The sequence below is a fragment of the Burkholderia sp. E168m22 genome, assembly GCF_001319805.1.
Classification (GTDB): Bacteria; Pseudomonadota; Gammaproteobacteria; order Burkholderiales; family Burkholderiaceae; genus Burkholderia; species Burkholderia orbicola.
The window spans coordinates 76,774-97,605 of record NZ_BBSK01000022.1; the positions used below are offsets into that span (position 1 = coordinate 76,774).

The 20,832-nt window shown below is 66.1% G+C and carries 21 protein-coding genes and 1 pseudogene; 11 read left to right on the forward strand and 11 right to left on the reverse strand.

Features of this window, described 5'->3' with window-relative positions; translation table 11 throughout:
- Positions 1–46 precede the first annotated feature (46 nt).
- The 6 genes from AP428_RS06865 (at position 47) to AP428_RS06890 (ending at position 5,719) form a co-directional block, all read left to right on the forward strand.
- Positions 47–1,198: a DegT/DnrJ/EryC1/StrS aminotransferase family protein gene (locus tag AP428_RS06865; protein WP_041489547.1), complete on the forward strand. Its 1,152-nt coding sequence runs from the start codon at positions 47–49 to the stop codon at positions 1,196–1,198.
- A 6-nt stretch (positions 1,199–1,204) separates the two neighbouring features.
- Positions 1,205–2,242, forward strand: coding sequence for a glycosyltransferase (locus AP428_RS06870; RefSeq protein ID WP_011549655.1), 1,038 nt, complete (start codon positions 1,205–1,207; stop codon positions 2,240–2,242).
- Positions 2,239–3,186, forward strand: coding sequence for a formyltransferase (locus AP428_RS06875; protein WP_011549654.1), 948 nt, complete (start codon positions 2,239–2,241; stop codon positions 3,184–3,186). Before AP428_RS06870 ends, AP428_RS06875 begins: the two co-directional genes overlap by 4 nt.
- On the forward strand, positions 3,183–4,238 hold the full coding sequence (locus AP428_RS06880) for a bifunctional UDP-4-keto-pentose/UDP-xylose synthase (RefSeq protein WP_006478632.1): 1,056 nt from the start codon (positions 3,183–3,185) through the stop codon (positions 4,236–4,238). The genes AP428_RS06875 and AP428_RS06880 overlap by 4 nt, the downstream gene beginning before the upstream one ends.
- 13 nt (positions 4,239–4,251) lie before the next feature.
- Entirely contained in the window at positions 4,252–5,148 is an 897-nt protein-coding gene (locus AP428_RS06885) for a polysaccharide deacetylase family protein (protein WP_011549653.1), read from the forward strand.
- Positions 5,149–5,257: 109 nt separating this feature from the next.
- A complete protein-coding gene (locus AP428_RS06890) occupies positions 5,258–5,719 on the forward strand; it encodes a peroxiredoxin (protein ID WP_011549652.1) in 462 nt (153 codons plus the stop codon).
- Between the two features lie 195 nt (positions 5,720–5,914).
- Here AP428_RS06890 and AP428_RS37385 read toward each other — a convergent pair.
- A pseudogene (locus AP428_RS37385) lies at positions 5,915–6,156 on the reverse strand (hypothetical protein); the annotation flags it as partial.
- Here AP428_RS37385 and AP428_RS06895 point away from each other — a divergent pair.
- Both AP428_RS06895 and AP428_RS06900 read left to right on the forward strand, forming a co-directional pair.
- Complete coding sequence (locus tag AP428_RS06895; RefSeq protein ID WP_011694301.1) at positions 6,052–7,854, forward strand: PhoH family protein; 1,803 nt, start codon at positions 6,052–6,054, stop codon at positions 7,852–7,854. The pseudogene AP428_RS37385 and the gene AP428_RS06895 overlap by 105 nt on opposite strands.
- 236 nt (positions 7,855–8,090) lie before the next feature.
- Complete coding sequence (locus AP428_RS06900; protein WP_011549650.1) at positions 8,091–9,182, forward strand: C40 family peptidase; 1,092 nt, start codon at positions 8,091–8,093, stop codon at positions 9,180–9,182.
- Between the two features lie 142 nt (positions 9,183–9,324).
- Here the strand turns inward: AP428_RS06900 and AP428_RS06905 are convergent, their stop codons facing one another.
- From AP428_RS06905 to AP428_RS06950, 10 genes are all read right to left on the reverse strand, one after another.
- Entirely contained in the window at positions 9,325–10,335 is a 1,011-nt protein-coding gene (locus AP428_RS06905; RefSeq protein WP_006478628.1) for an inorganic phosphate transporter, read from the reverse strand.
- A gap of 10 nt (positions 10,336–10,345) precedes the next feature.
- Positions 10,346–10,972, reverse strand: a complete 627-nt coding sequence (locus tag AP428_RS06910) for a DUF47 domain-containing protein (RefSeq protein WP_006478627.1) — start codon at positions 10,970–10,972, stop codon at positions 10,346–10,348.
- Between the two features lie 138 nt (positions 10,973–11,110).
- Positions 11,111–12,493, reverse strand: coding sequence for a replicative DNA helicase (locus AP428_RS06915; protein WP_006486249.1), 1,383 nt, complete (start codon positions 12,491–12,493; stop codon positions 11,111–11,113).
- A 142-nt stretch (positions 12,494–12,635) separates the two neighbouring features.
- Entirely contained in the window at positions 12,636–13,088 is a 453-nt protein-coding gene (gene rplI, locus AP428_RS06920) for a 50S ribosomal protein L9 (protein WP_006486256.1), read from the reverse strand.
- 27 nt (positions 13,089–13,115) lie between these two features.
- On the reverse strand, positions 13,116–13,391 hold the full coding sequence (gene rpsR, locus AP428_RS06925; protein ID WP_004193360.1) for a 30S ribosomal protein S18: 276 nt from the start codon (positions 13,389–13,391) through the stop codon (positions 13,116–13,118).
- 4 nt (positions 13,392–13,395) lie between these two features.
- On the reverse strand, positions 13,396–13,695 hold the full coding sequence (gene priB / locus AP428_RS06930; RefSeq protein WP_011549649.1) for a primosomal replication protein N: 300 nt from the start codon (positions 13,693–13,695) through the stop codon (positions 13,396–13,398).
- A gap of 40 nt (positions 13,696–13,735) precedes the next feature.
- A complete protein-coding gene (rpsF, locus tag AP428_RS06935; protein ID WP_011549648.1) occupies positions 13,736–14,110 on the reverse strand; it encodes a 30S ribosomal protein S6 in 375 nt (124 codons plus the stop codon).
- Positions 14,111–14,342: 232 nt separating this feature from the next.
- Positions 14,343–15,242 carry an anti-sigma factor gene (locus tag AP428_RS06940; protein ID WP_011549647.1) on the reverse strand — a complete coding sequence of 300 codons (900 nt, stop codon included), beginning with the start codon at positions 15,240–15,242 and terminating at the stop codon, positions 14,343–14,345.
- On the reverse strand, positions 15,232–15,867 hold the full coding sequence (locus AP428_RS06945; protein WP_011549646.1) for an RNA polymerase sigma factor: 636 nt from the start codon (positions 15,865–15,867) through the stop codon (positions 15,232–15,234). The genes AP428_RS06940 and AP428_RS06945 overlap by 11 nt, the downstream gene beginning before the upstream one ends.
- Positions 15,868–16,035: 168 nt before the next feature.
- Positions 16,036–16,947: a LysR family transcriptional regulator gene (locus AP428_RS06950; protein WP_006478620.1), complete on the reverse strand. Its 912-nt coding sequence runs from the start codon at positions 16,945–16,947 to the stop codon at positions 16,036–16,038.
- A gap of 171 nt (positions 16,948–17,118) precedes the next feature.
- Between AP428_RS06950 and gcl the strand changes: the two genes are divergently transcribed.
- The 3 genes from gcl (at position 17,119) to AP428_RS06965 (ending at position 20,718) form a co-directional block, all read left to right on the forward strand.
- On the forward strand, positions 17,119–18,894 hold the full coding sequence (gene gcl / locus AP428_RS06955) for a glyoxylate carboligase (protein WP_006478619.1): 1,776 nt from the start codon (positions 17,119–17,121) through the stop codon (positions 18,892–18,894).
- A 79-nt stretch (positions 18,895–18,973) separates the two neighbouring features.
- Positions 18,974–19,783, forward strand: coding sequence for a hydroxypyruvate isomerase (gene hyi / locus AP428_RS06960; RefSeq protein WP_011549644.1), 810 nt, complete (start codon positions 18,974–18,976; stop codon positions 19,781–19,783).
- Positions 19,784–19,824: 41 nt separating this feature from the next.
- Positions 19,825–20,718 (forward strand): 2-hydroxy-3-oxopropionate reductase, encoded by an 894-nt coding sequence (locus AP428_RS06965; RefSeq protein ID WP_011549643.1) that lies wholly within the window; start codon positions 19,825–19,827, stop codon positions 20,716–20,718.
- Positions 20,719–20,832: the final 114 nt, after the last annotated feature.

Genomic DNA, 20,832 nt, shown 5'->3' on the forward strand with positions numbered 1-20,832 from the left:
ATCGCCCGACCCTTTTATTACACGCCATTACAGGCCCAACGCGTTCATGAGCCAGACTACCGCTCCGTTTCTGCCGTTCACCCGCCCCGAGATCGATGAGGAAACCATCCAGGGCGTCGTCGACGTGTTGCGCTCGGGCTGGATCACCACCGGCCCGCAGTGCCAGAAATTCGAGGCCGCGCTGTCCGAGTACTGCGGCGGCCGTCCGGTTCGCGCCTTCAATTCGGGCACCTGTACGCTCGAGATCGGCCTGCGCATCGCCGGCGTCGGCCCCGGCGACGAGGTGATCACGACGCCGGCGTCGTGGGTCTCGACCAGCAACGTGATCATCGAGACGGGCGCGACGCCCGTGTTCGCGGACATCGACCCCGTCACGCGCAACATCGACCTCGACAAGCTCGAGCAGGCGATCACGCCGCGCACCAAGGCGATCATCCCCGTGTTCCTGTCCGGCCTGCCGGTCGACATGGACCGCCTGTACGCGATCGCCCGCGCGCACAAGCTGCGCGTGATCGAGGATGCCGCGCAGGCGTTCGGCTCGACGTGGAACGGCAAGCGCATCGGCGCGATCGGCGACATCGTGTCGTTCAGCTTCCACGCGAACAAGAACCTGACGACGATCGAAGGCGGCGCGCTCGTGCTGAACAACGAGGACGAAGCGGCGCTCGCGCAGAAGTATCGGCTGCAGGGCATCACGCGCACCGGCTTCGACGGGATGGACTGCGACGTGCTCGGCGGCAAGTACAACCTGACCGACGTCGCCGCGCGCGTCGGCCTCGGCCAGTTGCCGCACATCGAGCGCTTCACCGCGCAGCGCCGCGCGCTCGCCCGTGCGTATTTCGCCGCGTTCGACGGCGGCGCGGCCGTGAAGCTGGGCCTCGGCCTGCCGGTCGCCGAATTCGAGAACGGCAACTGGCACATGTTCCTGGTCACGCTGCCGCTCGAGCGGCTGACGATCACGCGCGCCGAATTCATGGCGCAAATGAAGGAACGCGGCATCGGCACCGGCATCCACTACCCGGCGATCCATCTTTTCACGCTGTATCGTGCGCGCGGCTTCAAGGAGGGCATGTTCCCCCACGCCGAACGGTACGGCGCGTCGACCGTCACGCTGCCGCTGTTTACGCAGATGACGGAAGGCGACGTGCGTCGCGTGGTCGACGCCGTCAATCAGATTTGCGAACAATACGGAAAATAAGCGTACATGAGTCACCTTGAAGCACGCGCCGGGCATCCGGGCGCCGCGCATCTGGACGCCGGCCGGCCGGAAGTGTCGGTCATCATCCCCGTGTACAACGAGGAAGACGGCCTCGCCGCGCTGTTCGCGCGGCTGTATCCGGCGCTCGACGCACTCGACACGTCGTACGAAGTGATCCTGATCAACGACGGCAGCCGCGACCGCTCGGCCGCGATGCTCGCCGATCAGTTCCACGTACGGCCCGACACGACGCGCATCGTGCTGCTCAACGGCAACTACGGCCAGCACATGGCGATCCTCGCGGGCTTCGCGCAGTCGCGCGGCGAGATCGTCATCACGCTCGACGCCGACCTGCAGAACCCGCCCGAGGAAATCGGCAAGCTGATCGCGAAGATGCGCGAGGGCTACGACTACGTCGGCTCGATCCGCAAGCAGCGCCAGGACAGCCTGTGGCGGCGCAAGGCGTCGCAGATGATGAACCGGCTGCGCGAGCGCATCACGCGCATCAAGATGACCGACCAGGGCTGCATGCTGCGCGCGTACAGCCGCCGCATCATCGACACGATCAACGTGTGCGGTGAAGTCAACACATTCATCCCCGCGCTCGCGTACACGTTCGCGCAGAGGCCGACCGAAATCGAGGTCGCGCACGAGGAACGCTTCGCGGGCGAATCGAAATATTCGCTGTACAGCCTGATCCGGTTGAACTTCGACCTCGTGACGGGCTTCTCGGTCGTGCCGCTGCAGTGGCTGTCGTTCATCGGCGTGATCCTGTCGCTCGGCTCCGCCGCGCTGTTCGTGCTGCTGCTCGTGCGCCGCTTCATCGTCGGCGCGGAAGTGCAAGGCGTGTTCACGCTGTTCGCGATCACGTTCTTCCTGCTCGGCGTGATCATCTTCGCGCTCGGCCTGCTCGGCGAATACGTCGGCCGCATCTACCAGCAGGTGCGCGCGCGTCCCCGCTACCTGATCCAGGCCGTGCTCGAGCAGCACGACGGCGTGCCGCCGGTGCCGGCCGCCGCGAACCGCCCGGGAGCCGCGCAATGAAGCCGCGCGCGGTCGTCTTCGCGTATCACAACGTCGGCGTGCGGTGCCTGCAGGTGCTGCTCGCACGCGGCGTCGACGTCGCGCTGGTCGTCACGCACGAGGACAATCCGAACGAGAACATCTGGTTCGGCAGCGTCGCATCCGTCGCGGCCGAGCACGGCATTTCGGTGCTCACGCCGGCCGATCCCGCCGATCCGGCGCTGCGCCGCGCGGTGTCCGACGCGCAGCCCGATTTCATCTTCTCGTTCTACTACCGCCACATGCTGCCGGTGGACCTGCTCGCGATCGCGCCGCGCGGCGCGTACAACATGCACGGTTCGCTGCTGCCGAAATACCGGGGTCGGGTACCGACCAACTGGGCCGTGCTGAACGGCGAGACCGAGACCGGCGCGACGCTGCACGAGATGGCCGCCAAGCCCGACGCGGGCGCGATCATCGCCCAGACCGCGGTGCCGATCCTGCCGGACGACACGGCTGCGCAGGTGTTCGACAAAGTCACGGTGGCTGCCGAGCAGACGCTGTGGCGCGTGCTGCCCGCGCTGCTCGCGGGCGAGGCGCCGCACCTGCCGAACGATCTCGCGACCGGCAGCTACTACGGCGGGCGCAAGCCCGAGGACGGCCGCGTCGACTGGTCGAAGCCGGCCGCGCAGGTCTACAACCTGGTGCGCGCGGTCGCGCCCCCGTATCCGGGCGCATTCACGGACGTCGACGGCGCGCGCTTCGTGATCGCGCGGGCGCGCCTCGCGGCGCCCGGCAGCGCGGCAGCGGCCGCCGCGGCGGATTTGCCGCCCGGCCTGCACGTAAGCGATAATGCGCTATTCGGCGTCTGCGGCGACAGCCGCGCCCTATCCATTCTCGAACTCCGGCAGCAGCGCGACGGCAGCGAAACCGTCGTGACGCCCGCGGAATTCGCGCAGTTCATTCATTCTTCCCGTCATTCATGAAAGCAAAAAAAGTCCTGATCCTGGGTGTGAACGGCTTCATCGGCCATCACCTGTCGAAACGCATTCTTGAAACCACCGATTGGGAAGTGTTCGGCATGGACATGCAGACCGACCGGCTGGGCGACCTCGTCAACCACGAGCGGATGCATTTCTTCGAAGGCGACATCACGATCAACAAGGAGTGGGTCGAGTATCACGTGAAGAAGTGCGACGTGATCCTGCCGCTCGTCGCGATCGCTACGCCGGCCACCTACGTCCAGCAGCCGCTGCGCGTGTTCGAGCTCGACTTCGAGGCAAACCTGCCGATCGTGCGCTCGGCCGTCAAGTACGGCAAGCACCTGGTGTTCCCGTCGACCTCCGAGGTCTACGGCATGTGCTCGGACGAGCAGTTCGACCCGGACGCGTCGGCGCTCACCTACGGCCCGATCAACAAGCCGCGCTGGATCTACGCGTGCTCGAAGCAGCTGATGGACCGCGTGATCTGGGGTTACGGGATGGAAGGCCTGAACTTCACGCTGTTCCGTCCGTTCAACTGGATCGGCCCGGGCCTCGACTCGATCTACACGCCGAAGGAAGGCAGCTCGCGCGTGGTCACGCAGTTCCTCGGCCACATCGTGCGCGGCGAGAACATCAGCCTCGTCGACGGCGGTTCGCAGAAGCGCGCGTTCACCGATATCGGCGACGGCATCAGCGCGCTGATGAAGATCATCGAGAACAAGGGCGGCGTCGCGTCGGGCAAGATCTACAACATCGGGAATCCGAAGAACAACTTCTCGGTTCGCGAGCTTGCGCACAAGATGCTCGAACTGGCCGCAGAATTCCCCGAGTACGCCGATTCGGCCAAGCAGGTGAAGCTCGTCGAAACGACGTCCGGCGCCTACTACGGCAACGGCTACCAGGACGTGCAGAACCGCGTGCCGAAGATCGACAATACGATGCAGGAGCTCGGCTGGGCGCCGCAGGCGACGTTCGACGACGCGCTGCGCAACATCTTCGAAGCGTATCGCGGCCACGTCGCCGACGCGCGCGCGCTCGTCGAACAGCAAGGCTGACCGGGACGTTCGCTTGGCTCGTATCGTCCTCAAGATCGACGTCGACACGCTGCGCGGCACGCGCGAAGGCGTGCCGAACCTCGCGCGCATCTTCGATCGCTTCAATGCGCGCGCGACCTTCCTCTTCAGCCTCGGCCCGGATCACACCGGCTGGGCACTGCGGCGCGTGTTCCGCCCGGGCTTCCTGAAGAAGGTGTCGCGCACGTCGGTGGTCGAACACTACGGCGTGAAGCAGCTGATGTACGGCGTGCTGCTGCCCGGTCCCGACATCGGCCGCCGCGCGATCGCCGACATGCGCGCGATTCACGAGGCCGGCTTCGAATGCGGGATCCACACGTGGGATCACGTGTATTGGCAAGACAACGTGCGCGTACGCGACCGCGACTGGACCGCGCGTGAAATGCAGAAGAGTCACGCGCGCTTCATCGAGATCTTCGGCGCGCCGCCCGTCACGCACGGCGCGGCCGGCTGGCAGATGAACGATGCCGCGTTCGAGCAGATCGACGCGTGGGGGATGCGCTACGCATCCGACGGCCGCGGCCACTCGCCGTACCTGCCCGTCGTCGGCGGCCGCACGCTGTCGCATGTGCAAATGCCGACCACGCTGCCGACGCTCGACGAAGTACTCGGCATCGACGGCGTCGACACGCACAACGTCGCCGCGCACATCCTCGCGTTCACCGCAACCAATCCGCACGACCAGGTGTTCACGCTGCATGCGGAGCTGGAAGGCCAGAAGCTCGCGCCCGTGTTCGAGCAACTGCTCGCCGGCTGGCGCGCGCAAGGCCACACGTTCGCGACGATGGGCGACTACCACGCGACGCTGGACCGCGACTCGCTGCCATCGTACCCTGTCACGTGGGGCGAAATCCCCGGCCGCTCCGGCGAACTGATCGTCCAGCCCGACTGAGTTCGCGCGCGAGCCGGCGTCGCCGCTCCGCCCTTGCGGCGCGCTGCCGCGACGCCCCGCCGAACCGCGCCGCCGCGGCGGCGCCCTTCCATAACAACAGGAGAAACACGTGTCTGTCGAAGTTGACCGTCAAGTTCCCGATTTCACCGCACCGGCCACGGGCGGCGACGTTTCGCTGTCCGACCTGAAGGGCAAGAAGCTCGTGCTGTACTTCTATCCGAAGGACAACACGCCGGGCTGCACGACCGAAGGGCTGCAGTTCCGCGATCTCTATCCGAAGTTCAAGAAGGCCGGTGCGGAAGTCATCGGCGTGTCGCGCGACAGCCTGCGCTCGCACGACAATTTCAAGGCCAAGCTCGAACTGCCGTTCCCGCTGATTTCCGATGCCGACGAAGCACTGTGCGCGCTGTTCGATGTCATCAAGATGAAGAAAATGTATGGCAAGGAAGTGCGCGGAATCGAGCGCTCGACGTTCCTGCTCGACGCCGACGGCGTGCTTCGCCAGGCATGGCGCGGCATCAAGGTACCGGGTCACGTGGACGACGTGCTAAAGGCTGTACAAGCGCTTTGAGGCGCGTTATATTGGGCCGCAATGAATGCCAGTTCGCCCCATATTTCTCGTAGCTGCGCCCGTGCCCGTTGCAATGCTTCCCGGCACCTGACGCGCACGACGGCATCAGCCGAGCCGCATGTCCCTGTCGACGGGGCAGCGGCTTTTTTTATGGAACGCGCGCCGGCCCTCCCCGGTCCGGCCCTTACCGCATCGAGGAGCTGATCGACACTTAGGCGAACCGGCTAGACGAAATTCCTGTGCGCCACCGCGCGCAAACTGCATGCGTCTACGTCACGCAGGATGCGATCAGCGGCGCACGCCATGCGACACGATTCCTCCCGAGGGACACCATGCCTTTGCCTACTCCCCCCAGCAAGCTCGGCAGCCTGCTGCCGCCCGACGAATACAAGGCGAAAGCGCGGCCCGCGAAAGCCGCGAAGAAATCCGCCGAAGGGGACGCATCCACAGCCGGTGACTATGGTCCGGCCAGCGTGGCCCAACCGATGATCGAAGCCGCGAACACGGCCGCGCCGCTGCGTGCCGTCGCGTCTTCGGCGCCCGATGCCGCGAGCGCGCCCGCGCGAGGCCGCAAGACCCGACAGACGGCCGCGCTGTTGCAGCCGCTGCAGGCGCCTGCGGCCCCCGCGGCACCGGTCGTTGCACGCAACGACAAGCCGGCCACCGGGAAACCGGCCGCCGCGCCCGCGCGCGATGCCGGCGCCGCGACGAAGTCGCGCAGCCGCAAGCCCGCCGAAGTCGAACAGCAGAAACTGTTCGTGCTCGACACCAACGTGCTGATGCACGACCCGAGCAGCCTCTTCCGCTTCGAGGAACACGACGTCTATCTGCCGATGATGACGCTCGAGGAACTCGACAACCACAAGAAGGGGATGTCCGAAGTCGCGCGTAACGCCCGTCAGGTCAGCCGCACGCTCGACGCGCTGGTCGCCGACGGCGGCCCGATCTCGGACGGCATCCCGCTGTCGCGCCTCGGCAGCCGCGAGGCGGTCGGCCGCCTGTACTTCCAGACGAAGCTCGCCGACATCGCGCCGGTCGAAGGCTTGCCCGCAGGCAAGGCCGACAACCAGATCCTCGGCGTCGTGCGCGCGCTGCAGCGCGACCGGCCCGACCGCCAGGTCGTGCTGGTGTCGAAAGACATCAACATGCGGATCAAGGCGCACGCGCTCGGCCTGCCCGCGGAAGACTACTTCAACGACCAGGTCCTCGAGGATTCGGATCTCCTGTACAACGGCGTGCGCGAACTGCCGCAGGACTTCTGGACCAAGCATGCGAAGGGCATGGAGAGCTGGCAGGACACGAAGACGGGCACCACGTACTACCGCGTGACCGGCCCGCTCGTCGCGTCGATGCTCGTCAACGAGTTCGTCTATCTCGAGCCGCAGAACGGCGAGCCGACGTTCCACGCGATCGTCCGCGAGCTGAACGGCAAGACGGCGCTGCTGCAGACGCTGCGCGACTACAGCCACCACAAGAACAACGTGTGGGGCATCACCGCGCGCAACCGCGAGCAGAACTTCGCGCTGAACCTGCTGATGAACCCCGAGATCGACTTCGTCACGCTGCTCGGTCAGGCCGGCACCGGCAAGACGCTCGTCGCGCTCGCGGCCGGCCTCGCGCAGGTGCTCGACGACAAGCGCTACAACGAGATCATCGTGACGCGCGCGACCGTGCCCGTCGGCGAGGACATCGGTTTCCTGCCCGGCACCGAGGAAGAGAAGATGCAGCCGTGGATGGGTGCATTCGACGACAACCTCGAAGTGCTGCAGAAGACCGACGACGCGGCCGGCGAATGGGGCCGTGCCGCGACGCAGGAGTTGATCCGCTCGCGCCTGAAGGTGAAGAGCATGAACTTCATGCGCGGCCGCACGTTCGTCGACAAGTATCTGATCATCGACGAGGCGCAGAACCTGACGCCGAAGCAGATGAAGACGCTCGTCACGCGCGCGGGCCCCGGCACGAAGATCGTGTGCCTCGGCAACATCGCGCAGATCGACACGCCTTACCTGACCGAAGGCAGCTCGGGCCTGACCTACGTCGTCGACCGCTTCAAGGGCTGGGGCCACAGCGGCCACGTGACCCTCGCACGCGGCGAACGCTCGCGGCTCGCCGACTACGCGTCGGACATTCTGTAACGCGCACGCCGGCCGACCGGCCGGCTTTCGACGCCACACGGCGCTCCGTTTCCGGAGCGCCGTTTTTATTTGGGGTCGAAAACGAAGGTAATGCCCCGTCACGCAACAACGCAGTTTACGCGCGAAACTTCAAGTAAATTCTCAAGAATGGTTGCCTAAGCCCCGCTGGAGCGTCTACCATCGGGCCTATCTGTTGTCATACGATTCGCGAGCGCGCCGCGCTCGCCCGCCTTGCCATGCTTCGAATCTGGGTTCCCGTCGCCGTCGTCTCCCTGCTTGCGGCCTGTTCCAGCGTGCCGCCGCAGTCGGCATCGCGTTCCGCTTCGGGGATGAAGATCACGACGCCGCGCGCATTCCCCGCGCCCGCCAATTTCCCGAAATTCGTCGACCACAGCGTCGGCCAGGAAGAAATCTCGATCCAGGCGATGAGCCTCGTCGGCGTCCCGTATCGCTGGGGCGGCAACACGCCGACGAGCGGCTTCGACTGCAGCGGGCTCGTGCGCTACGTGATCGGCCGCGCGGCCGACGTGAACCTGCCGCGCACGACTGCCGACATGAGCGGCCGCGGCGTATCGGTCGAACCCGACGAGATCGCGCCGGGCGACCTGATTTTCTTCAATACGACCGGACGGCCGCATTCGCACGTCGGCATCTATGTCGGCAAGCTGCGCTTCGTCAACGCGCCGTCGACGGGCGGCACCGTACGGCTCGACTACCTGACGAACCCGTACTGGGCCAAGCGATTCGACGGCATTCGCCGCGTCGCGCCGCCGCGCTCGGCCCCGACGCCGTTCGATGCGCCGACTTACGAGGCCAAGCGTGACGAGCCGCGTAATCCGCCGGTGGTCGCGGCCGCTCCGGTGGTCGTGACGGCTGCCGTCGCACAGCGGCAGCCCGCGTATGCGTCGTCGCAAGCAAGAGCAACGCAGACACAGGCACCGGCCATCCCGAGCACGCCGGTCGTGACGGCCGCCGCAGCTGCACCGGCAGCACCGGCCGCCGATCCGTATGAACCGCCGCCACCGAGGATGCAGGCGGCCCAGCAGCAAGCCACGTCGGTGAATGACGGCGCAACCGCGATGGCGGCCAATGCAGGACCGGCCGCGTCGGCGGAGGTCGGCACGCAGATTCCGACGACCGCGCTGACGGCCGCCCAGGCTGCCGCCTTCGATGCAGAGCCGCCGCCCGCCACCGCGTCGACGCCGGCACGCAGTATCGAGCCCGCGCCCGTGCAGGTATTGCGTGCGTCGACGCAATCTGCACCCGTCAGCCCGCGCACGAGTACGGCGGACGATCCGATAGCACGGTTTGCGACCGGCAGTTACTGATCGATTGTTGCTTGCCGGGCGACGGTGACGTCGACGGTATCCGCTGCCGCTTCGCCGCAACCTTCCGCCCCCCCCCAAAAGAAAATGCGCCGCGGCCTTTCGGCTCGCGGCGCATTTCGCGTCGATCAGGCGGCGTCGGCGATCAGAAGATCTGGTGCCCGAGCCACCACCCGCCGGCCGCGAACAGCGCGGCCGCCGGCAGCGTCAGCACCCACGCCCACACGATGTTGCCGGCGACACCCCAGCGCACGGCCGACAGCTTCTGCGTGGCGCCGACACCGACGATCGCGCCGGTGATCGTGTGCGTGGTCGACACGGGAATGCCGAGGAACGACGCGACGAACAGCGTGATCGCCCCGCCGCTTTCCGCACAGAAACCGCCGACCGGCTTGAGCTTCGTGATCTTCTGGCCCATCGTGCGCACGATGCGCCAGCCGCCGAACAGCGTACCGAGGCCCATCGACAGGTAACACGCGCCGATCACCCACGCCGGCGGCGCATCGGCGGTCGCCGACGCGTAGCCGCTCGCGATCAGCAGCATCCAGATGATACCGATCGTCTTCTGTGCGTCGTTGCCGCCGTGGCCCAGGCTGTACAGCCCGGCCGACAGCAGCTGCAGCCGGCGGAAGCGCCGGTCGACCTTGCTGGGCGCGGTACGGAAATACAGCCACGACACGCCGAGCATGAACAGCGAACCGAGGATGAAACCGAGCAGCGGCGAAATGAAGATGAACGCGATCGTCTTCAGCAGCCCGTCGATGTTCAGCGAGCTCCAGCCCGACTTCGCGAGCGCCGCACCGACGAGCCCGCCGATCAGCGCGTGCGACGAGCTCGACGGAATCCCGTAGTACCAGGTGATCACGTTCCAGCCGATCGCGCCGACCAGCGCGCCGAATATGACGTAATGGTCGACGATGTCGGGGTCGATCGTGCCTTTACCGACGGTCTGCGCGACTTTCAGGTGGAAGATGAAGTACGCGATCACGTTGAACGCGGCCGCGAACACGACGGCCTGCTGGGGCTTCAGCACCCCGGTCGACACGACGGTGGCGATCGAGTTCGCCGCGTCGTGAAAGCCGTTCATGAAGTCGAATACGAGCGCGACGAGCACCAGTGCCGCGACCATCCATAGGGCGAGTTGTATCGAATGCATCGTGGTCCGCTCAGGCGTTTTCCAGCACGATGCCTTCGATGATGTTCGCGACGTCCTCGCACTTGTCGGTGATCTCTTCGAGCAGCTCGTAGATCGCCTTCAGCTTGATGAGCGTCTTCACGTCGTCTTCTTCGCGGAACAGCTTCGACATCGCCGCGCGCAGCACGCGGTCGGCTTCCGATTCCCAGCGGTCGATTTCCTCGCATTGCTTGAGGATCTGCGCCGACTGTTTCATGTCGGACAGCAAGCCGACGGCTTGCTGCACGTGTTGCGCCGACTGGGTGACGATGTGCGCGAGCTGGCTCGCCTCGGACGTGACGGACTGCACGTCGTACAGCGACACGGCCGTCGCGACGTCTTCCATCAGGTCGAGGATGTCGTCCATCGTCGTGATCAGCTTGTGGATCTCGTCGCGATCGAGCGGCGTGATGAAAGTCTTGTGCAGCAGATCGATCGCCTCGTGCGTGAGCTTGTCGGCGGCCTTCTCGGCGATTTGCACGTTTTGCTTGTGAATCTCGGCGTCGGCGAGATTGTCGATCAGCAGTTCGAGCTCGCGGCCACCGGAAACGATGTGCTTCGCGTGCGCGTTGAAGAGTTCAAAGAACTTGCCCTCGGTGGGCATGAATCGACCGAACATGGGATTCCTGAGAGATTGTCAAACTACTGTCACGAAAACGGGCGACATTGTACCGGTTTCGGTCGCGACGCGACGTGCGCATATGCGCACGCCGGGATTGGATACAACATTTGGCGAAATAGGTGTTTACAACCGGCTTTACTCGCCGTAGAAGGTCTGCGCCCCGGCAAAATTGTCGAACTTCGTGTATTGCCCCAGGAACGTGAGCCGAACGGGCCCGATCGGACCGTTACGCTGCTTGCCGATGATGATTTCGGCCGTCCCCTTGTCAGGGCTGTCCGGATTGTAGACCTCATCGCGATAAATGAACAGGATCACGTCCGCATCCTGTTCGATTGCGCCCGATTCGCGCAAATCCGACATCACCGGACGCTTGTTCGGGCGCTGTTCGAGGCCGCGGTTCAACTGCGACAGCGCGATCACCGGCACGTCGAGTTCCTTCGCGAGGCTCTTCAGCGATCGCGAGATTTCGGAAATTTCGGTCGCGCGGTTCTCGCCCTGCGACGAACCCGACATCAGCTGCAGGTAGTCGACGATGATCAGGCCGAGCTTGCCGCACTGCCGCGCCAGACGCCGAGCGCGCGAGCGCAATTCCATCGGGTTCAGGCCGCCCGTCTCGTCGATGAAGAGCTGTGCCTCGCTCATCTTCTGCACCGCGTGCGTCAGCTTCGGCCAGTCCTCGTCCGTCAGGCGGCCCGTGCGCATCCGGTGCTGGTCGAGCCGGCCGATCGAGCCGAGCATACGCATCACGAGCTGGGTGCCCGGCATTTCCATCGAGAACACCGCGACCGGCAATCCATACTCGACCGCGACGTATTCGCCGATGTTCATCGAGAACGCCGTTTTACCCATCGACGGGCGCCCCGCGACGATGATCAGTTCGCCGCCGTGCATCCCGGACGTCATCCGGTCGAGGTCGACGAAGCCCGTCGGCGTGCCGGTGACGTCGCTCGGGTTCGCGGTGTGGTACAGCGTGTCGATGCGCTCGACCACCTGCGTGAGCAGCGGGCCGATCTCGAGGAAGCCCTGGTTGCCGCGCGCGCCCTCTTCGGCGATCGAGAACACCTTCGACTCGGCTTCGTCGAGCAGCTGGCGGACTTCCTTGCCCTGCGGGTTGAAGGCGTCGGCCGAGATCTCGTCGGCGACCGACACGAGCCGGCGCAGCACCGCGCGATCACGCACGATTTCCGCGTAGCGGCGGATGTTCGCCGCGCTCGGCGTGTTCTGCGCGAGCGCGTTCAGGTACGCGAGCCCGCCGACGTCGTCGGCCTTGCCGGACGTGGTCAGCGCTTCGTACACGGTCACGACGTCGGCCGGGCGCGTCGACGCGATCAGGCGGCCGATGTGCTCGTAGATGATCCGGTGGTCGTAGCGGTAGAAGTCGCCCTGCGACAGGAAGTCGGCAATCCGGTCCCATGCCGCGTTGTCGAGCAACAGGCCGCCGAGCACCGACTGCTCGGCTTCGACCGAATGCGGCGGGACTTTCAGCGATTCGATTTGGGGATCTTGCGGCGCGTTCATGGGTTGGGATTATCGCGAATAGATGGCGGCAGCGCTACCACCGCTTGCCGGCGAGCGGGCAATAAAAAAGGCAGGCCCCGGTTACCCGGGCGCCTGCCCTTGTCCGGACGGCGGAAGCCGCCCGGCAAGCTTGCGTCTACGCTTACGCGTGGTCGCCGATCACGTTGATCGTGACGTCGACGACGACGTCCGTGTGCAGCGCGACTTGCACGTTGTGCTCGCCGATCATCTTCAGCGGGCCTTCCGGCATGCGCACTTGCAGCTTCTCGACTTCGTAGCCTGCCTTCTTCAGCAGTTCAGCGACGTCGCCGTTCGTGACCGAGCCGAACAGACGGCCGTCGACGCCCGACTTCTGCGTGATTTCGAACGACTGACCGTTCAGCTTCTCGCCGACTGCCTGCGATGCGGCCAGCTTTTCAGCGGCGATCTTTTCGAGTTCAGCGCGGCGCACTTCGAATTCGGCGATCGCTTCCTTCGTTGCACGGCGAGCCTTGCGGTTCGGGATCAGGAAGTTGCGAGCGTAACCGTCCTTGACCTTGACGATATCGCCGAGGTTGCCCAGATTGGCGACTTTTTCCAACAGAATGATTTGCATTCGAATTCTCCTTATTGCGTCGCCTGATTACGCCTTGTGCTGATCGGTGTACGGCAGCAGCGCGAGGAAACGCGCACGCTTGATGGCCGTATCCAGCTGACGCTGATAGTGCGCCTTCGTACCCGTCAGACGAGCCGGCGTGATCTTGCCGTTTTCGCCGATGAAGTCCTTCAGCGTTTCCGTGTCCTTGTAGTCGATCTGCTCGACGCCGGCAGCCGTGAAACGGCAGAACTTCTTGCGCTTGAAGAGCGGGTTTTGTTGCTGACGACGCTTGTCGAATTTCTTACCAGTCGGGCGGGCCATGATTTCAGTCCTTTCCTGTGTCCTGCAATGCAGTGATGTGAAACACCAAGGTTCTCGCGTTGCGGCTTTTCTTGGCCAGGAAGCCCGTGAACAGCGTTTCGACGCCCATTTCACGACTTTCCAGCTTGCCGCTCGCCTCACCGGCCGCCACCGCCTCGATCGTCATTTCGACCTGACGGGGAATGCCTGCTTCGACGACTTCCGTGCGGTGATGCAACGTGGCGCTTGCGATCGGAACACCTGCCGGCGTATATCGCACCGGTGCGCGTTCGACGACGCTCGCCGTCAATTGCAACCTGTTCACGTGAGTGGCGCGCTCCTTGATGGCTTAATGAGTGACGAACTTAAGCCTGCGCTTCGGCCGGCTGAGCTGCAGCCGCCTTCTTGGCTTCTTCGCGCTGAACTTCCTTCATCATCGGCGACGGGCCGGTTTCGGCCTTCTTCATCTTGACGATGAGGTGACGCAGCACGGCGTCGTTGAACTTGAACGCGTGTTCGAGTTCGTCGAGCGTCGTCTGGTCGCACTCGATGTTCATGCAGACGTAGTGAGCCTTCGCGAGTTTCTCGATCATGTAGGCCAGCTGGCGACGGCCCCAGTCTTCGACACGGTGGATCTGGCCGCCGTGCGTCGTGATCGTGGTCTTGTAACGCTCGATCATCGCGGGCACCTGCTCGCTTTGATCCGGGTGCACGATGAATACGATTTCGTAATGACGCATTACACACTCCTTGTGGATTAAAGCCACCCGGGCGTCTGAACCGGTGTGGCAAGTGAGAAGCCGAAGATTCTAACCCGGTTACGGGGTGCATGCAAGGCCAATCGACGATTGGTCACCGGATTCTGGCCGTGTTTTCAAAGACTTGAACGGGTCCGTCGGGGCACGCACCCTCCGCTCGGCCTCTCGGCGGGCGGGGTCGAAACATCAACGCGCCCGCCCGCCGCCGCTGGGGTCATTCGCTGGGCGTGCCGGCGAGCCGCGCGTCGAGCGCCGTCCGGAACGCCGCGAGCGCCGCCGGCTCGGCGTCGGTCACGGCCCACCACGTCATCCCGGCCGCGTTCCAGCGGTCGAGCGCATAGCCCTGCGACACGGTCGTGTACGGGGCCGCCGGCCGCTCTCCGGCCGGCTGTACGTAGACGTCGACCACGTGTTGCCGGTGGCGGTAGACGAGCACCGCGACGCGGCGTCGCCCGACATAGTCGAGCCGGCCGCCGACCAGCGCGAAGCCGCTCCTGGCGAGATCCTCGACCGGCGGCGCATAGTCGAGCCGGCCGTTGAACCACGGCTTGACCGTGTGCTGGTCGGTCGAGATCACGTCGATGTCGCGCGCCGACAGGTCGGCCCGCACGTGGCTCGCGACCAGTTCGTCGACCGTTCGGTCGGTGTCGGCGTGGCGGGCCGACCATGCCATTCCGCCGGCCGCCGCGACCGCCATCAGCAACGCGACACCCCAGCCGAGCCCCGGCAACGCGGCCACGCGCGGCCTGGTGCCGGTGCCGGCCGGCCCCGGTCGGGCCGACCCGCCGCGCCCGGTCAGCCAGGAAAACCAGTCGCGGCCGCGCGGCCGCCGCGGCTCAGGCCGGGACTCAGGCCGCGGCTCAGCCCGCGACGGCTCGTGAGCAGGCGCGTCGGCCGCTGCCGGCAGGCTCGCGAGGATGCTCGCCCGCAGCGCGTCCGGCGCGCGGTGATAATCGGCCTGCCGCACGGCCTGCACCAGCGTGACGATCCGCGCGCGTTCGCGGCGGCACGCGTCGCACCCTTCGACATGCTGCTGGACCCGCAACGCATCGGGCGCCGACAGCTCGCGGTCGACGTCCGCGTCCAGCAACGCTCGCGCTTCGTTACAGTCCATCGATAGCCTCCGATGCGGTTCCGCCCGCCGGCGCTCGGCCCGGCCGGCCTTCGGTCGCCGGCACGCCGCCCAGCAGCGCGGCAAGCTTGCGCCGGCCGCGCGCGAGCCGCGACATCACCGTGCCGACCGGCACGTCCGCGATCGCCGCGATCTCGCGGTAGCTCAGGTCCTCCATCTCGCGCAGCACGAGCACCTCGCGGTATTCGGGCGGCAGCTTCGCGAGCGCCGCATTCACGAGCCGCACGTTCTCGCCGCGAAGCAGGTGCGCGAGCGGGTCCTCCGTCGCCGGCTGCCAGTCGTCCGGGACGTCGGCATCGTCGAGCGTGTCGGGCAGCGCGACCTCGTGCGCATGCGTGCGCCGCCGCCATTCGGTGTACCAGGTGTGGCGCACGATCGTCAGCAGCCACGGCCGCGCGTTGTCGCCGCGACACGAATCGACGAAGCGCAGCGCTCGCATGCACGCGTCCTGGACGACGTCGTCCGCATCGCCGGCGCTGCCGCTCAGCCAGCGCGCGAGGTTGTAGGCGGCGTCGAGATGCGGCAGCACGAGCGCGCGAAACCGCTCGCCGCGCGCGAGCGCATCGTCCGCCGCCCGTTCATCGACCGCCTGTCCGGCTTGCCCCACATGGCCTCCCTGGTCCCGGCGGCCGACGCCGCGCCCGTTCCGCGCACGGCGCCCGGACAGACCGGCAACGTGCGCGCTCGATGACCTTACCGCCGCTGCGTCGAGTTTATTCCCGCGCGGCACGCATGAAGCGTAAAAAAATCGCCGGACGGCCAGGCGGGCCGCCCGTTACGGCGTGGTGCTCCAGTAGCCGGGGCGTGCATACGCTTCGCGCAGGTAGTCGATGAAGTAGCGCACGCGCGCCGGCACGTAGCGCTGCTGCGGATAGACCGCGAGGATGTCGTAGTCCGGCAGCGCATAGTCGTCGAGTACGGTCTCGAGCTCGCCCGTTTCGAGTTGCGCGGCGATTTCCCACGTCGAGCGCCAGCCGAGCCCGAGCCCCTCGGCCACCCAGCGGTGCAGCAGCTCGCCGTCGTTGCAGTCGAGATTGCCGGTCACGCGCATCGTCGCGATCTTGCCGTGGCGCTGGAAATACCAGCCGCGGTTCTGCCCGCCCTGCAGGTTGAACGCCAGGCAGTTGTGCTTCAGCAGGTCGTCGAGCGACTTCGGCCGGCCGTGCAGGCGGAAATAGTCGGGCGTGCCGCACACCACGCGCCGGTTCGACGCGAGCTTCACCGCGACGAAATTCGGATCGACCGCGCCGCCGATCCGGATCGACAGGTCGTAGCCTTCGCGCACGAGATCGACGACGCGGTCGGTCAGGTTGAACGACAGCTGCATCTCCGGCTTGTCGGCGAGGAAGCCCGGCGCGTGCGGCGCGACGTGCTTGCGCCCGAACGCGGCCGGCGCCGACACGATCAGGTGGCCGCTGACCGCGCGCCGACCGGCGGCCAGTTCGTTCTCGGCCTGATCCCATTCGGACAGCAGCCCGCGACAGCGCTCGAGGAACGCGGCGCCCTCCTCGCTGACGACCAGCCGCCGCGTCGAGCGGTACATCAGCTTCACGCCGAGGCGCTTCTCCAGCGCGTCGATGCGCCGCCCGAGCACCACTGGCGACACACCTTCCTCCAACGCCGCCGCCGCGAGGCTGCCGGCATCGGCCACCCGCACGAACGTCTCGATCTGCTTGAAACGATCCATCCCCTGTCTCCGTCCCGGCTCCGACACCGGCGGGAAGCCCCGTCCGGCCGTCATTCCATACTTTTAGTTTCGAAATAAGCGACTTCGGCTGATCTTATCAAACCTTTCCTGCATCCCTAAAGTGTCCTCAACAGACCGATTCGCAAGATTCAACTATCCAAGGAGACATTCATGGCCAAGATGAGAGCCGTCGACGCAGCCGTACTCGTGCTCGAGAAGGAAGGCATCCAGACCGCGTTCGGCGTGCCGGGCGCCGCGATCAATCCGTTCTACTCGGCCATGCGCAAGTCGGGCGGCATCAGCCACGTGCTGGCGCGCCACGTCGAAGGTGCATCGCACATGGCCGAAGGCTTCACGCGTGCCGCCCCCGGCAACATCGGCGTTTGCATCGGCACGTCGGGCCCCGCCGGCACCGACATGATCACCGGCCTCTATTCCGCGTCCGCCGACTCGATTCCGATCCTCGCGATCACCGGCCAGGCACCGCGCGCGCGTCTCTACAAGGAAGACTTCCAGGCCGTCGACATCGAATCGATCGCGAAGCCGGTCACGAAGTGGGCCGTCACCGTGCGCGAACCGGCGCTCGTGCCGCGCGTGTTCCAGCAGGCGTTCCACCTGATGCGCTCGGGCCGCCCGGGCCCCGTGCTGGTCGACCTGCCGATCGACGTGCAGCTCGCCGAAATCGAATTCGACATCGACACGTACGAACCGCTGCCGGTCTACAAGCCCGCGGCCACCCGCGCGCAGATCGAGAAGGCGCTCGCGATGCTCAACGACGCGGACAAGCCGCTGATCGTGTCGGGCGGCGGCGTGCTCAACGCGGCGGCCGAAGACCTGCTCGTGCAGTTCGCCGAAACGGTCGGCGTGCCGGTGATCCCGACGCTGATGTCGTGGGGCGCGATTGCCGACGACCACCCGCTGATGGCCGGCATGGTCGGCTTGCAGACGTCGCACCGCTACGGCAACGCGACGCTGCTCGCATCCGACTTCGTGCTCGGCATCGGCAACCGCTGGGCGAACCGCCACACGGGCAGCGTCGAGGTCTATACGAAGGGCCGCAAGTTCGTGCACGTCGATATCGAGCCGACGCAGATCGGCCGCGTGTTCGGCCCGGACCTCGGCATCGTGTCCGACGCGAAGGCGGCACTCGAACTGTTCGTCGCGGTCGCGCGGGAATGGAAGGCCGCCGGCAAGCTCAAGGACCGCAGCGCGTGGGTCGCCGACTGCCAGGCGCGCAAGCGCACGCTGCAGCGCAAGACGCACTTCGACAACGTGCCGGTCAAGCCGCAGCGCGTGTACGAAGAGATGAACAAGGTGTTCGGCCGCGATACCTGCTACGTCAGCACGATCGGCCTGTCGCAGATCGCCGCCGCGCAGTTCCTGCACGTGTTCAAGGCACGCAACTGGATCAACTGCGGCCAGGCCGGCCCGCTCGGCTGGACGATCCCCGCGGCGCTCGGCGTGCGTGCAGCCGACCCGAGCCGCCCGATCGTCGCGCTGTCCGGCGACTACGACTTCCAGTTCATGATCGAGGAGCTGGCGGCCGGCGCGCAATTCAAGCTGCCGTACGTGCACGTCGTCGTGAACAACTCGTACCTCGGGCTGATCCGCCAGGCGCAGCGCGCGTTCGACATGGACTACTGCGTGCAGCTCGCGTTCGACAACGTGAACGCGCCGGAACTGAACGGTTACGGCGTCGACCACGTGGCCGTCGCGGAAGGCCTCGGCTGCAAGGCGCTGCGCGTGTTCAAGCCGGAAGAGATCGAGCCGGCGCTGCGCCAGGCGCAAACGCTCGCGGAAGAATTCAGCGTGCCGGTGGTCGTCGAAGTGATCCTCGAGCGCGTGACGAACATCTCGATGGGCACCGAAATCGACGCGATCAACGAGTTCGAGGATCTCGCCGAAAAGGCCGAGCACGCCCCGACCGCGATCTCGATGCTCGACTGAACCGACTGAACCGACTGAACCGACTGAACCGACTGAACCGCACGACTTTTTTGACTGACCGACCGAAGAGGCTTAGCTCATGCCGAAGTTTGCTGCAAACCTGACCATGCTGTTCAACGAAGTGCCGTTCCTCGACCGCTTCAAGGCGGCCGCGGACGCGGGCTTCGACGCCGTCGAGTTCCTGTTCCCGTACCCGTACGCGAAAGAGGAACTCGCCGAGCGGCTCGAGACGCATCGCCTGCGCCTCGTGCTGCACAACCTGCCCGCCGGCAACTGGGACCAGGGCGAGCGCGGCATCGCGTGCCTGCCCGATCGCGTCGGCGAATTCCAGGAAGGCGTCGGCCGTGCGATCGAGTACGCGAAGGCGCTGAAGGTGCCCCAGCTGAACTGCCTCGTCGGCATTCCGTCGGCGAGCACGGCGCGCGACAAGACGTTCGTGACGATCGTCGACAACCTGCGCTTCGCCGCCGACGCACTGAAGCGCGAAGGCATCCGCCTGCTCGTCGAGCCGTGCAACAGCTTCGACATCCCGGGCTTCGCGCTGAACCGCTCGTCGGAAGGGCTCGACGTGATCCGCGCGGTCGGCTCGGACAACCTGTTCCTGCAGTACGACATCTATCACATGCAACGCATGGAAGGCGAACTGGCCGCGACGATCGAACGCAATCTCGCGTCGATCGGCCACGTCCAGCTCGCGGACAACCCGGGCCGCAACGAGCCGGGCACCGGCGAGATCAACTATGCGTTCCTGTTCGCGCTGCTCGACCGGCTCGGCTATGCCGGCTACGTCGGCTGCGAATACAAGCCCCGTACCACCACGACGGAAGGCCTCGGCTGGCTGCAAAGCGTGGCCGGCTGCGCACCGGCCTCGGCGCGTCGCGCCGCCTGAATCGCACCCTTCCCGTTTTCAGCCCCATAGGAGACTTTCACATGGCAACCATCGGTTTCATCGGCCTCGGCATCATGGGCGCGCACATGGCGCGCAACCTGCTCAAGGGCGATCATCAACTCGTCGTGAACGGCGCGTTCCCGATTCCGGACGACCTGCGCGGGAACGCGAAGGTCGTCGCGAACTCGACCGAAGTCGCGCAGCACGCGGACATCATCATCTCGATGGTGCCGGACACGCCGGACGTGCGTAACGTGCTGTTCGCCGACGACGGCGTCGCGAAAGGCCTGACGGCCGGCAAGCTCGTGATCGACATGAGCTCGATCTCGCCGCTCGACACGCAGGCGTTCGCGAAGCAGATCAACGCGCTCGGCTGCGACTACCTCGACGCGCCGGTGTCCGGCGGCGAAGTCGGCGCCCGCGAAGCGACGCTGACGATCATGGTCGGCGGCCCGGAGAAGGCGTTCGAACGCGCGAAGCCGCTGTTCGAGAAGATGGGCAAGAACATCACGCTCGTCGGCGACAACGGCGCGGGCCAGACCTGCAAGGTCGCGAACCAGATCATCGTCGCGCTGAACATCGAGGCGGTCGGCGAAGCGCTGCTGTTCGCCGCCCGCTCGGGCGCCGATCCGGAGCGCGTGCGCCAGGCGCTGATGGGCGGCTTCGCAGCGTCGCGCATCCTCGAAGTACACGGTGCGCGGATGACCAAGCGCACGTTCGATCCGGGCTTCCGCATCGAGCTGCACCAGAAGGACCTGAACCTCGCGCTCGACGGCGCACGCAAGCTCGGCCTCGCGCTGCCGCACACCGCGAGCGCGCAGCAGCTGTTCAGCGTGTGCGCATCGCACGGCGGCAAGGCATGGGATCACTCGGCACTCGTGCGCGCGCTCGAGATCATGTCGAACTTCGAGATCGGCCAGACGCCGGCCGCGTAACGCGGATGCCGCAACGCGCGTTTGTGCTGCGATCGCGGACGCGCGCGACGCATACACGCGATTCGGCCGCGGCCGGTCGCATCGATGCGCGATGCACGCGCGCATCACGGTGGG

Excerpts from the sequence above, each read along its gene's own strand:
- AP428_RS06895 (WP_011694301.1), top strand. The coding sequence starts at position 6,052 with ATGCCTTTGCCTACTCCCCCCAGCAAGCTCGGCAGCCTGCTGCCGCCC.
- AP428_RS06940 (WP_011549647.1), bottom strand. The coding sequence starts at position 15,242 with ATGGACTGTAACGAAGCGCGAGCGTTGCTGGACGCGGACGTCGACCGC.
- AP428_RS06915 (WP_006486249.1), bottom strand. The coding sequence starts at position 12,493 with ATGAACGCGCCGCAAGATCCCCAAATCGAATCGCTGAAAGTCCCGCCG.
- AP428_RS06865 (WP_041489547.1), top strand. The coding sequence starts at position 47 with ATGAGCCAGACTACCGCTCCGTTTCTGCCGTTCACCCGCCCCGAGATC.
- AP428_RS06875 (WP_011549654.1), top strand. The coding sequence starts at position 2,239 with ATGAAGCCGCGCGCGGTCGTCTTCGCGTATCACAACGTCGGCGTGCGG.
- AP428_RS06870 (WP_011549655.1), top strand. The coding sequence starts at position 1,205 with ATGAGTCACCTTGAAGCACGCGCCGGGCATCCGGGCGCCGCGCATCTG.
- rpsF (WP_011549648.1), bottom strand. The coding sequence starts at position 14,110 with ATGCGTCATTACGAAATCGTATTCATCGTGCACCCGGATCAAAGCGAG.
- rplI (WP_006486256.1), bottom strand. The coding sequence starts at position 13,088 with ATGCAAATCATTCTGTTGGAAAAAGTCGCCAATCTGGGCAACCTCGGC.
- AP428_RS06880 (WP_006478632.1), top strand. The coding sequence starts at position 3,183 with ATGAAAGCAAAAAAAGTCCTGATCCTGGGTGTGAACGGCTTCATCGGC.
- gcl (WP_006478619.1), top strand. The coding sequence starts at position 17,119 with ATGGCCAAGATGAGAGCCGTCGACGCAGCCGTACTCGTGCTCGAGAAG.
- rpsR (WP_004193360.1), bottom strand. The coding sequence starts at position 13,391 with ATGGCCCGCCCGACTGGTAAGAAATTCGACAAGCGTCGTCAGCAACAA.
- AP428_RS06900 (WP_011549650.1), top strand. The coding sequence starts at position 8,091 with ATGCTTCGAATCTGGGTTCCCGTCGCCGTCGTCTCCCTGCTTGCGGCC.
- AP428_RS06950 (WP_006478620.1), bottom strand. The coding sequence starts at position 16,947 with ATGGATCGTTTCAAGCAGATCGAGACGTTCGTGCGGGTGGCCGATGCC.
- AP428_RS06910 (WP_006478627.1), bottom strand. The coding sequence starts at position 10,972 with ATGTTCGGTCGATTCATGCCCACCGAGGGCAAGTTCTTTGAACTCTTC.
- AP428_RS06965 (WP_011549643.1), top strand. The coding sequence starts at position 19,825 with ATGGCAACCATCGGTTTCATCGGCCTCGGCATCATGGGCGCGCACATG.
- hyi (WP_011549644.1), top strand. The coding sequence starts at position 18,974 with ATGCCGAAGTTTGCTGCAAACCTGACCATGCTGTTCAACGAAGTGCCG.
- AP428_RS06905 (WP_006478628.1), bottom strand. The coding sequence starts at position 10,335 with ATGCATTCGATACAACTCGCCCTATGGATGGTCGCGGCACTGGTGCTC.